Below are 11,678 nucleotides of genomic sequence, written 5' to 3'. Positions count from 1 at the left end.
TCGGCCCTCGCCGGCGGCGGCAGGCAGGCGATGTTTCAAACGTTGATCAACCTCGACATACGCATCGCGGTAGTTCCGCAGGATGGCAGGGCCAAATTGACACCAAGGAGCATTGTGCCGCCTCCGAATCAGTCGCCGGCGCGACCGATGGGATAAGGGATAAGGAGCCGCGCGAGGATCGGTGCCCAGGCACCGGCTAGCCCGGCCACGAGAAGGTACGGCACCTCGGGACCCAGGGCGTAGGCGGCCTGGCCGCCCAGGATACCGGCCAGGAGGAACGAGACCCCGCAGGCGCTTTCGAACTGCCCCATGGCCTTGCCCCGGTCGTCGGGGGTTGTGTGGTCTGCGAGGAGCGCGATGCAGACCGGCGCGCATGCCCCTGACATGAGGCCGAGGGCAAGGGTCCCGAGGAACAGCAACGCCGCCCCGAAGGGTGCCGCCACAAGGGTTGCGGCGAGCGCGCTGCCGATCAGCGCCGGCACGAGGACCGCCCGACGCCCCCAGCGGTCGGAAAGACGCCCGGCGGTGAGCGAAGCCAGCACCCGACCCCCCCAGTAGGCGCTGAGGAGCAGCCCCACCGCATGCGGCGTGAACCCCCGATCCGCGGCGTAGGCCGGGAGGAACGAGAGCACGGTCCCGAGACCGAAGACATAGACGAACCCCGTGCCGTACGCCAGGAACCGTTGGCGAGCATCGAGGCCCTTGCGATTCGGCACCGTCGTCGGCGGGCCCGAGCGCCCGACGTCGGCGGGCTCGGCTATCGTTCGGTACGCCGGTGCGGCGAGCAGGAGGCCGACGGCGGCCAAAGCCGTTCCGAGGTAAATCATGAAGGGCGCCCGGAGACCCGCCGACTCCATGACGAACCCGGCGGCCGACGTTCCGATGACAAAAGCGGCGGCATACGATCCGGAGACGATGCCCATCGCCGTGCCGGCGCGCCGTCCGAATTCTTCGGCGACCGAGGCCTCGAGCGCAGGCCAGAAAGCCGCCCAGCCGGCCGCTTCGAGGAGCTTGCCCACAACGAGGCCGAGCACACCGCGGGCGGCCAGGTAGCACCCGGTGGCGACGGCCATGGCCAGCGCCGAGGCGAGGAGCAACGTGCGGCGACCGAAACGGTCGGAAGCTCGGCCGAGCGGGATGGTCAGCCACGCGTAGGCGATGCCGTAGGCGGCGCCGATAGCGCCGAGAGCGCGGTAGTCGGCGCCCAGGCTCCGGGCGTAGAGCGGGAGTACCGGGGCGATCAAGCCCCCTCCCAGGTTAAAAACAAGGGTGACCAGGGAAAGCCGGGTCAGTGGGGCGAGCACGCGGCGAGTCCTCCAGACCACGGCACTAAAAGACGCAAAGGCACCCTCTGGTTCGACCCCAGGGGCTCGTCGCCCTCACCCCGTGGACAATGCTCGGCCGCCCCCACGTCCGTCTGGCGCTCGGGGGAGCGACCTTCAGAGGAGGCTACAAGGACCACGGGTCGCCCGGATGGTCCCGGCGGGGGCCAATTATTCGAGGATGGCCTCGTCGACGGGGGAGGCGGGCATCGCCGGACTCGCCGCCCGGTCTTATTTGAAACGGCTCGCCTGTCTTGAACCTGATGTGGGGGGTTGGGACGTGGAGATGAGCGCGACGATGCGTTCGGCCGTCACCGGCCCTTCCGTGATCCTGATCCCGAAGGGCGCGAGCGCATCTTCAATAGCGTTGGCAAGCGCGGCCGGAGGCGCAATCGCGCCGCCCTCGCCCACGCCCTTGACACCAAGGGGGTTTCTTGGGGATGGATGGTCGAGGTGAATGGTCTCGATCAGCGGCAAGTCGCGAGCTTTGGGAACGGCGTAGTCCATCAGGGATCCCGTAAGAAGCTGCCCACCCCCGTCGTAGACGATGGCCTCCCACAGGCCGCCCCCAATCCCCTGGGCGACCCCGCCGTGAATTTGCCCGTCGACGATCTTGGGGTTAACGACATGACCGCAGTCGTGCGCAACCACATACCGGAGGATCCTGACCAACCCCGTTTCCGGATCGACTTCAAGCAACACGACATGGGCGGCGCTCGCAAATGTCACGGTCGGCACGGTCTGATAAGTCGATGCGGCGAAAATCGGATCGGCCACCCGCGGACCCTGGAACGTGGGCAGGCTGGACTGTACGAGCTGGGCGAGTCTGAGCCCACGGCTTGGGATCCCCCGAACGAAAACTCTGCCGTCCGCCACCTCAAGATCGGCTTCCGACGCTTCCAACAGCGCCGCAGCAGCCCGCACGAGCTTCTGCCGTACCTCTTGCGCTGCCCGAGCGATGCCATTGCCGGCCAGGACGAGGCTGCGGCTCGCGAAGGTGCCGACCCCAGCGCTGACCTCCCTCGTGTCACCGCCGATCACGGTAACGTCACCAGGGTCGACGCCGAGGGAATCGGCGACGATCTGGGCAAACGTCGTCTCGTGTCCTTGGCCCTGCGAGCAGGCCCCCGTCGCCACGACGACCCCGCCAGAAGAGTCCACGCGCACGGTCGCACTCTCGTAGGGGCCGATCCCGGTGCCTTCGACATATGCGGCGATCCCGATTCCTCGGTACACCCCCCGTGCGCGCTGGGCCGGCTGCGCTTGGCGAAATGCATCATACTCGACCTCCGCCAGGGCCCGCTCGAGCGTACCGGAGAAATCTCCAGTGTCGTAGATGAGCGGGTTCCCGTCACGGTAGAGCAACCCGACATCGTAAGGCATCTCCTCTGGGCGGATGGTGTTGCGACGGCGAAGATCCGCGGGATCGATCTCGAGCCGACGCGCGAGGAGGTCGAGCATCCGCTCCATTACAAATACCGCCTCCGGGCGGCCAGCGCCACGATAAGGAGCGTGCGGCGCCTTGTTCGTAACGATGGATCGAGCCTCAAAGGCGGCGTGTCTGATGCGGTATGGCCCGAGCATATGGGCGATGGTGTTGTACGGTTGGACAATCCCCCAGGGGTTGTATGCTCCTTGATCGAGCAGGAAACGGTCTCGGAACGCCAGGACGGTGCCGTCCGCAGCGGCAGCGACCTCAGCTTCGTGGAGCTGCTCCCTGGAATGGGTAGCGCTCTGCAAGTGTTCCCGGCGGGATTCGATCCATTTAACAGGCTGGTGGAGGCGAGCGGCGATGATCGGAATCAGGACGTCTTCGGGATAGACGGAGCACTTCGTGCCGAACCCGCCGCCGACATCGGGGGCGACAACCCGCACCCTATGAGCCGCGAGCCCGAGATTTTCAATGAGCGACCGCTGCAGCAGATGCGGAACCTGCGTCGACGCCCAGACGGTCATACCCCCGTCTCGCGGATCTGGAACCGCGAGGACGCCCCGGGGCTCGATCGGCATGCCAGCGGATCGCGGCACTTTGAACCGCTCCTGCAGCCGAATCGGCGCGCCCGAACACACGCGGTCGGGATCACCAATGGTCAGCGCAAAACGCACCGCAACATTATTGCCCCATTCTTCATGGATGAACGGCCCGTCGGAATCGAGTCCGTGCTCAACATCCATCACCGCTGGCAGGGGCTCGTAGTCCACCTCAATGAGCGCCAGGGCATCTTCCGCCGCGGAGCGATCCGCAGCGGCGATGAGGGCTATCGGCTCGCCCACATACCGGACCAATCGCGCGGCGAGCGGCATCTGCACCGCGACCTGCACTAGAAAATTCACACGTGATTCGAGTGGCGGGGTCGGTTGGCCGGCCGCCGGGAGGGGGCGGAGTACGCTCGAAAGATCAGCAAACCCGAAACACGCCACGACGGACGGGTGCGCGCGCGCCCGCTCAAGCCTCACCGCGGTCAGCCGAGCGTGGGCATGGGCACTGCGGAAAATAGTCGCGTGAAGACACTTGTCAACAGAAATATCATCGACGTACTGACCCCGGCCCGTGACGAGCCGGGGATCCTCGCGCCGGCGGATGATGGTGCCGACGTATTTGCCGCTCATCGGTCGCGCGGACCGCAGCCGCAGGTGCTCACGGTCCCATCCGGACAGGGACCATCGTCCTCGGCCCGGTGACCGATGGCCGCAGGCAACCGGCTCTTTTGCCCACGGGGGATCGCTGGCTTCGTGGAAGACGAGAGGTCAAACTTGAGCAGCCGGGTCACATCCCCACTCGTTCAGTCGTGACTGAGAATTCCGTGCTTGACCCAGACCGTTGGCTCCCGATGGCCCAACGTAGACCGGCCCGGCATGACAATTTTCCCGGTCGACGATCTTCCGCGCGGCGTCCCCTGGCTAGCTACGGGAGGGCGCACCGCAGTTCTTGGCTCGGAGATCGACCGATGGTTTCCCGGGCTCGGCGGCGGGTTCCTGCACTTGTTCCTGACGATCTGGAGCATCCTGACCGGCGTCGCTGCCGTCGGCACCACACGCGCCGCGTGAGAAAATATCTTTGTGGATCCCGTCGACCCCATGACGGAGTGACGCGATGCTGCCGCGTTGGTTCGATCGATCCCCCAAGGGCATCGTCGGTCGGATGACGGACCGCAGGCTCAGGGGCCAGGTGTCCGGAAAGCCAAGGGGCACCAGGCATCATCGACCTCATCCCCGAAGGGTTCGGTCGGCGGGCCGCGGACGCGAGAGGACATGCTCAAGGTGGGGAGAAGAATCAGCCCTGAATGGACAGGAGGCCGTGATGCCGGAGAAAATCAAGAAGAGTGAGAGCGAATGGCGCAGGCAATTGACGCCGGAGCAGTACGCCGTCACACGCGAGAAGGCCACGGAGCCGCCATTCGCCGGCGAGTACGACAAGACGGACACACCCGGTGTTTACCGCTGCATCTGCTGCGGCCAGGAACTCTTCGAGTCCGATGCCAAATTCGATGCGGGCTGTGGGTGGCCGAGCTTCACAACCCCGATCGCCGATGACCGCGTCGAAAGCGAGATCGACCGAAGCCACGGCATGGTCCGCACCGAGGTCCTCTGCGCCAAGTGCGACGCGCACCTTGGCCATGTGTTCGATGACGGCCCTCGGCCGACTGGTCTGCGGTATTGTATCAATTCGGCCGCCCTGAAACTCGAGCCAAAAGAGTGACCGGCCGGCCGACCCCAAGACCGCACTCGCCGGTCAGCCCAAATGCGAGGATGACGCTCTAAGGTGTTCCGCGGGACACCCCGCGGCCACCCGAGGGATGCGAAAAGGCGGAATGGCCCATTGCCCACGGGCCTTTTCTTATCGTTCGATAGTCGTCGTTCATCCTTTCTCGACGCGAACCATCCGGACGCAGGAGACAAGGACTTCCCGTAATTATTGTACGCTGGCCCCACAGGGATCGGCCGTGGTGCCTGCGCGTGTCCCGGGAGAAAGACCGCAATGAGAGACGCACTCAAAATGGTGGTTGAAGGAATTCTGCCGGAACGTGCCACGTTGGCGCTGGACCTCATCTGGAAACACAAAAGACGCTTTGGAGTGCTTCCAAACATCCGGCACCCCAGGACCTTCAATGAGAAAGTTCTACATCGCATGTTGTTTGATCGCAGGGCAATATTGTCGAAATTGGCGGATAAGCTGGCCGCACGCGACTACGTCGAGAAACGAATTGGCCCACAGGTCCTGCCGAGATTGCTTTTCGCGACGACCGATCCTTCAAAGATCCCGCTCGATGAACTTCCCGACAAATTCGTAGTAAAGCCGACGCACGGATCCGGGTGGGTCACCCTGGTGCCAGACAAAACAATCCTTGACAGGCTTGAGTTTCTCGACACGTGCAATCGCTGGTTGAATCAGAATTATTATGATGTCGATCGCGAATGGGTGTACCGGCGCATCAAACCACGCATCCTCGTCGAGGAATTCATAAGCGATGGGACGGGTTTGGCGCCGACCGAATACAAACCATACGTGTTCAATGGGAGGGTAGAATTCATCAGTGTGACCGTCGGCAGGTTTGAAGACCATGCGGCGTATATCTACGGGAGATCTTGGAACAAGGTCCACGTGGCGATCAACTCCACGCGCGCCTGCGGAGAAGCAGATCGACCCAAGCACCTAAACGAGATTATCGAGTACGCGGAGATCCTTGGCGATGGGATCGACTTCATCCGAGCGGATTTCTACGACACGGAAGATCGGGTGTATTTCGGGGAACTCACAACGACTCCCGGAGCTGGAAGGACAGTCTTCCGTCCAAAAGAATTTGACCGTGATTTGGGAGAATTATGGCGCCTGCCGCAAGCGCGCACCGATGGGTCGTCCAATTCTCGGTAATCGGATTTACCGCACACCTTGCTCTACGGGAACAAAGCAAACCTCCCCCGATGCCGATCGTCCCGGCCGGCATCGGTAAAATTCTCATCGCCTCTGCCGGACAACGCCACGGCTGCACGAGTTGTTCGAGAACCCAGAAGGACTCGTGTTGGACCCCGACCATCCACATGCCAGGCTGAGGTGCAAGAAGTGTAATATGTGTTGCACACGACAGCAATGTATGATACTGTTATAAAGAGCGGTGCCCTCGGTCGGTCCGGGCGTCACGCTTCGCCGAGGTCATACACTAAGCCGAAATTGGCGACAAGGTTCCACGCGCCGGGCGCAGCTGGTGTCCACGCATTCCTTAAAGAGCGGTAGGCGCATCCGGAAGCCGGCGGGCAAAGCCCACTCGGTGGCGCGGCCTCAAGGGCCCGCACGCGGTGTTTTCGGAGACCACCCGCGTGCGGTCGTGAAGGCGCGCCGATCGTAGGGAGCGGACGCCGCGGCCATGCAGCGGGCCCGGCAAAGGCCAAATTCAAACACGATGACGACCCGGCATATTCTTACGCGAGATAGTTACCTGCTCCTCGCAGCGCGGGGGCTGCGGATGTTTTCCTATGGGTTCTTATCAGTCGTCCTTGCGCTGTATCTCTCCGGTCTGGGTTTCTCGGTGATTCAAATCGGCGTACTGTTCACCGTGGCGCTCGCGGGTGGTGCCGTCGTCACCGGAGGGGTATCGATCTTCGCCAACCGGTGGGGACGGCGCACGATCTTAATCGCTTCTTCCATCCTCATGGCGCTCGGCGGCATCGCGCTGGCGACAGGGAGGTTCCCGCTGATGCTGATCTTCGCGGCTCTGGCGACGCTGAGCCCGACCGCCCAGGAAATTGGGCCGTTCCAATCCCTGGAGCAGGCGGCCCTGTCGGAGACAAGCATCGATCCCAGCCACGTGATGCCCTATGCGTGGTACAATCTCGTCGGCTACCTGGCCGTCGCCGTTGGCGCTTTGGTCGCCGGGGTGGTCCCCGCAGCGCTCCAGGGCGCGGGGTGGTCCGCCCTGGAGGCTCAGCGGGCACTGGTCTGGGCGTTCTCCGTGATAGGTCTCATCCTCGCCGGGCTGTACCTGCCCCTCTCCCCATCGATTGAGGGCCAGCGACAGCGCAGTCCACGCCACCTGCTCGGCCTCCATCGATCCCGTGGCATCGTTCTTCGCCTGACTGCGCTCTTCGGCGTCGATGCGCTGGCAGGGGGACTGATCGTGCAGAGCCTTGTGGCGTACTGGTTTCATCAACGGTTCGGGATCGGTTTGGCGGTCCTCGGGCCGCTGTTCTTCGGCACCAACCTCCTTTCGGCTCTTTCGTCTCTGGTAGCGGCTGCGCTGGCAGCGCGTGTCGGCCTCCTCAACACGATGGTCTTTACTCACCTCCCGTCAAATGTGCTCTTGGGCCTGATACCGTTCATGCCCACGTGGCCGGTGGCCGCGGCTGTGCTGTTGGCGCGTCATGCGCTGTCGCAAATGGACGTCCCAACCAGGCAGGCCTACACGATGGCCCTCGTCGCCCCTGAAGAACGGGTCGCCGCAGCGGGCCTCACCAATGCGGTCCGCCCGGCGGCGGCCAGTCTTGCGCCGGCGATCTCAGGCATTGCTTTTCAGGCGGCGGCCAACGGCCTCCCATTTATCTTGGCCGGTGGCATCAAGATCCTGTATGATCTGGCGCTCTGGTCAATGTTCCGCCGAGCTTCGATTGTTCAGCACGATCGGGATGCCACACAGTAACGGATCTATCGCGCCCCAACGGCATTTTCTGGACTGAGCGCGCGAAACCCGCCCCGGCAACCCCCGCACGGGTGGCGGCGATCTTTGGGCAAGCCACTGGGAATGGGAGGCTATGACCAATACACATTGGCAGCGACCCGCGGAGGCTTTCTCGGCACTCATCACTCCCGGATCACGTGGTGGCTTTGCCTTTGCTCCCAATCTCAACGACGTTGACGCTGACTTGGAATCGGCGCCCATCCGGAGCCTGGACTTTACCCTGCCCATAAAACCCGCGCGATCCCGTCTTGAACTGCTTTGCATCCGCGACGATCGTGCCCGTAGCTCCTGCGACCTCCACGATCACTTTTGCGAACTCGCTCATGTGTCCTGCCTCCTTGGGATCCGTGCCCCTGCGCGATGGCCCTTTCTCCGGCACCACCGACGGGCCCTTGCGATGCCGACTCCACCGCCGGGGCATCTTACCCCAGGCATCTCGCATCGCGACCATCGCGCATCCCGACCCAGGCCGGAGAAGCAGATGATGCAAACGGTTTTCGTGAGGCCGACGCGCCCGAAAGGTTCGCGAACTCAACGGACAAGTAACCGATTAAGAATCCGCTCAGGCCGTTGATATATTGGGCACGAGCGTCGCGTTTGCCGGGAGCACCGGCGAGTTAAGGCGATTGCGCATCATCCAGGCGATGCAATCGTTTATCCGTCAGCGTCGCATCAAGCCGGTGCTGGCCTCCTCCGGCCACGCCTCAGCCAACTACCCCGCTCTCCGCTTGCTTCTGCGCGCTCCGGGATCCGCGGGCTCCTTCCGCGGCTCGTCGCGTTTGGGATTCACCGACCGCAGGTGCACAGTCCCCTGCTCGCTTCCACTACCGTCGCCACCGGGGGGGATGACACGAACCGGCGATGAAATACATCCCCCTACCACCGCGACCCTCCTTTAGAATCGATCGGGAGGGATTCCCCCCGGGGCGAGACATCCCGGAAGCGCGGGAGGAGACTGCGAGCCCATTTCGGAACCTCCTCGGAAGCGCGAACCAATACCAGCCACGTATGAGAGAGGGCGATGCCGTGAGAGCAGCAGATGGAGGGACGGACTTTGTCGCCACGCGCCGCATCGGCGATGCCACAACGACGGTCATTTCCGAGGGGACGCTCGTCTGGGCGCCAAAGATGCAGGCTCCAGCGGAGGAGGTCCGGCGTGCGATCCCTGAGCTCACCGACACGGGCACGCTCAGGTTGGGCCTCAATCTCGCGTACGTCGCGCTCGGGGACGCCTCGATTGTGATCGATCCCGGATGCGACGACCCCGAATCGTCGTGGCAGGAACGATTTGCCGCCAAATGGCCGGGGCTGCAACGCTCCGCCGGCCTGCGGGCTGGGCTGGCCCACCTCGGCGTCGACCCCGCCGAGGTGACGCACGTGTTGATTACGCATGCCCACGCCGACCACTTCGCCGGGGTCACGGTGGAACGAGATGGACACGACGCGGTTCGGTTTCCGCGGGCGACCCACCTCATCGGGGGTCGAGATTGGATCGACAATCCGGCGCGGCATGATCCGGCCTCGGACCTGGCGATCCGGCTGGGGACGATCGACCGCGCGGGCCTCCTCGAGGTCGTCGAGGAGACACGCGAGGTGGCCCCGGGCGTGGCGATGATCCCTACCCCGGGCGAGACCCCTGGGCACTGCGTCGTCCGCATCCGCACGGCGGGAGAGAGCTTCTACTACGTGGGGGACCTGTTCCATCACGCCTGCGAGGTGGCCCACCCGGACTGGGTCCCGGTCAACCGCGACGTGGCGGCCGCACGCGCCTCGCGCAGCTGGATGCTCGCGGAAGCGGCAACGAGCGGCGCGACGGTCGTCTTCAGTCACGAGCGCTTTCCGGCGTGGGGGCGCATTGTCGCCGCCGGGGGCTACCGGTGGGAGCGCACCTGATCAGCCCGGCACGCCCGTCCGATACGTCCGGTGCGCCAAACCGGCCTCGGCCGATGAGATGGGACCGTGCCGGGGGGAGGAGAACGTCGGTCCACACCTGAAAATCCCGCTGGTTGGAATGCGCGAGGATGTCCGGCACGCTGGCATCCGAGGGGTAGCGCAGCGGAGAGGGGGACGGCATGGACCGTAAGGCGACGGGGCGGCCGACGAGGCGCGAGTTCTTGCGGGCCGGCATCGGGGTGGCGGCGACCACCGCCTTCAGCTTGGCGATGCCGGGGGAGAAAGAGGCGTCCGCGCAGGGGGTCCGCCGCGGGGGCACCCTCCGGATCGGGCTCGACGGTGATCCCCCCACGCTCGACCCGCACCGGTCGGGCGCGTACGTGGAGCGCCAGGTGTATCAGAACCTCTATGACAAGCTGGTGGATACCGATCCGCACCTGGCGATAGTGCCAAGGCTGGCGACCTCATGGACGATCAGCGCGGACGGCAAGACGGCCACGTTCAAACTCCGCCAGGGGGTGCGGTTCCACGACGGCACGCCGTTCAACGCCGCGGCGGCCGTGTACAACTTTCACCGCATGCTGTTCGAACCCACCTTCCCGTCCGTCCGGCGCAGCGAACTTCGCCCGGTGAAGCAAGTGGTTGCGGTGGATGCGTACACGATCAAGCTGGTGATGGACCAAGCGTACAGCCCCCTGCTCTACGTCCTGACCGACCGCGCGGGAATGATGGTCTCCCCGACGGCGGCGCGGAAGGCAGGGCTCGACTTCGGTCTGCATCCCGTGGGAACCGGCCCGTTCGCCTTCGTCGAGCGCGTGCTGCAGGACCACATCACCCTGCGGCGCGCCCCGGACTACTGGGCGAAGGGCGAGCCGTATCTCGATGAGCTCGTCTATCGACCGTTCTCCGACGACAACGCCAGGGTGGCGAACCTCAAGTCCGGGGATGTGGATATCATCAACCTGGTCCCCCTCCCCCAGGTGAAGACCCTGGGCCAACAGGCTGCGCAGCCCGCCTCGCCATTCCTCCTGATCGAACGGGGGCCGATCGCCTGGGCCGCGCTGTCGTTGAACGTGAACACGCCGCCGTTCGACAACAAACTGGCACGCCAGGCGTTCCTGGCGGCGATCGACCAGAACGCGCTCGCCGGAGCCGTGTTGCAGGGGGCGGCATATCCAGCGTATTCGTTTTTCCCCAACGGGACGCCCGCCTTCGACCCGTCATGGAAGCTCCCCCCGCAAAACGTGGCGCTGGCGAAAGAGAAACTCCAGCAGGCGGGAATGCCCAACGGCGTCGAGTTCACGGTGATCACTCCACCCGGGCAGCAGCATCTGGCGATTCTGCAAGCCGTGCAGTCAATGGTCGGCGAGGCCGGGCTGAAGCTGAAGATCGAGGTCCTCGAGGGCGGCGTGCTGGTCCAACGGCTCACGCAGATGCAGAATCAGGCGGCGTTCATCGACTGGAGCGGGCGGCCGGATCCGGACTTCGACATCTATCCCTTCGTCACCAAGTCGGGGATCGGCGCATTCAACTTCGCCGGATACACGAACCCTCAGGTGCAGGAGATCCTCGACCACGCGCGCGCCCTGTACGACATGAGCCAGCGGCGCAACCTGTACGCGGACGCAACGAAAATCCTAGCCGACGATGTCCCGTATGTGTGGATGTACTTTCCAAAGGAGTACAAGCTGATTTCCAAGAAGGTCGGTGGGTACGTGGATCAGCCGGACGGGATGATGCGGTTCCGAACGGTTTGGCGGACTGGCTGAGGGCTCACGCGGGGACGCAGGGC

9 protein-coding genes are annotated in these 11,678 nt (G+C 64.4%); 6 read left to right on the top strand and 3 right to left on the bottom strand.

Annotation, left to right across the window (positions count from 1 at the left end; genetic code table 11):
- Positions 1-128: 128 nt before the first annotated feature.
- Together VKV57_16110 and VKV57_16105 are read right to left on the bottom strand one after the other, a co-directional pair.
- Complete coding sequence (locus VKV57_16110; protein ID HLW61429.1) at positions 129-1,304, bottom strand: MFS transporter; 1,176 nt, start codon at positions 1,302-1,304, stop codon at positions 129-131.
- Between the two features lie 249 nt (positions 1,305-1,553).
- Positions 1,554-3,932, bottom strand: a complete 2,379-nt coding sequence (locus VKV57_16105) for a xanthine dehydrogenase family protein molybdopterin-binding subunit (protein HLW61428.1) — start codon at positions 3,930-3,932, stop codon at positions 1,554-1,556.
- Between the two features lie 246 nt (positions 3,933-4,178).
- Here VKV57_16105 and VKV57_16100 point away from each other — a divergent pair, with 246 nt between their 5' ends.
- From VKV57_16100 to VKV57_16085, 4 genes are all read left to right on the top strand, one after another.
- Positions 4,179-4,370 (top strand): hypothetical protein, encoded by a 192-nt coding sequence (locus VKV57_16100; protein HLW61427.1) that lies wholly within the window; start codon positions 4,179-4,181, stop codon positions 4,368-4,370.
- A gap of 253 nt (positions 4,371-4,623) precedes the next feature.
- A complete protein-coding gene (gene msrB, locus VKV57_16095; GenBank protein HLW61426.1) occupies positions 4,624-5,022 on the top strand; it encodes a peptide-methionine (R)-S-oxide reductase MsrB in 399 nt (132 codons plus the stop codon).
- 279 nt (positions 5,023-5,301) lie between these two features.
- The gene (locus tag VKV57_16090; GenBank protein ID HLW61425.1) at positions 5,302-6,195 is read left to right on the top strand and encodes an ATP-grasp fold amidoligase family protein; all 894 of its coding nucleotides are present in this window, start codon (positions 5,302-5,304) and stop codon (positions 6,193-6,195) included.
- Between the two features lie 526 nt (positions 6,196-6,721).
- Entirely contained in the window at positions 6,722-7,954 is a 1,233-nt protein-coding gene (locus VKV57_16085; GenBank protein HLW61424.1) for an MFS transporter, read from the top strand.
- A 172-nt stretch (positions 7,955-8,126) separates the two neighbouring features.
- Here VKV57_16085 and VKV57_16080 read toward each other — a convergent pair whose 3' ends face one another.
- The gene (locus VKV57_16080) at positions 8,127-8,318 is read right to left on the bottom strand and encodes a hypothetical protein (protein HLW61423.1); all 192 of its coding nucleotides are present in this window, start codon (positions 8,316-8,318) and stop codon (positions 8,127-8,129) included.
- A 701-nt stretch (positions 8,319-9,019) separates the two neighbouring features.
- Here VKV57_16080 and VKV57_16075 point away from each other — a divergent pair.
- Together VKV57_16075 and VKV57_16070 are read left to right on the top strand one after the other, a co-directional pair.
- Complete coding sequence (locus VKV57_16075) at positions 9,020-9,886, top strand: MBL fold metallo-hydrolase (protein ID HLW61422.1); 867 nt, start codon at positions 9,020-9,022, stop codon at positions 9,884-9,886.
- Positions 9,887-10,065: 179 nt separating this feature from the next.
- Positions 10,066-11,655 carry an ABC transporter substrate-binding protein gene (locus tag VKV57_16070; protein ID HLW61421.1) on the top strand — a complete coding sequence of 530 codons (1,590 nt, stop codon included), beginning with the start codon at positions 10,066-10,068 and terminating at the stop codon, positions 11,653-11,655.
- The last annotated feature ends 23 nt before the right edge of the window (positions 11,656-11,678 follow it).

It is taken from the genome of bacterium, assembly GCA_035307765.1.
In the GTDB taxonomy this organism is placed as follows: Bacteria; Sysuimicrobiota; Sysuimicrobiia; order Sysuimicrobiales; family Segetimicrobiaceae; genus Segetimicrobium.
The sequence above is the reverse complement of the archived record's forward strand: the minus strand, read 5'-3'. Positions and strand labels throughout refer to the sequence as shown.

Excerpts from the sequence above, each read along its gene's own strand:
- VKV57_16105 (HLW61428.1), bottom strand. The coding sequence starts at position 3,932 with ATGAGCGGCAAATACGTCGGCACCATCATCCGCCGGCGCGAGGATCCC.
- VKV57_16100 (HLW61427.1), top strand. The coding sequence starts at position 4,179 with ATGACAATTTTCCCGGTCGACGATCTTCCGCGCGGCGTCCCCTGGCTA.
- msrB (HLW61426.1), top strand. The coding sequence starts at position 4,624 with ATGCCGGAGAAAATCAAGAAGAGTGAGAGCGAATGGCGCAGGCAATTG.
- VKV57_16090 (HLW61425.1), top strand. The coding sequence starts at position 5,302 with ATGAGAGACGCACTCAAAATGGTGGTTGAAGGAATTCTGCCGGAACGT.
- VKV57_16085 (HLW61424.1), top strand. The coding sequence starts at position 6,722 with ATGACGACCCGGCATATTCTTACGCGAGATAGTTACCTGCTCCTCGCA.
- VKV57_16080 (HLW61423.1), bottom strand. The coding sequence starts at position 8,318 with ATGAGCGAGTTCGCAAAAGTGATCGTGGAGGTCGCAGGAGCTACGGGC.
- VKV57_16070 (HLW61421.1), top strand. The coding sequence starts at position 10,066 with ATGGACCGTAAGGCGACGGGGCGGCCGACGAGGCGCGAGTTCTTGCGG.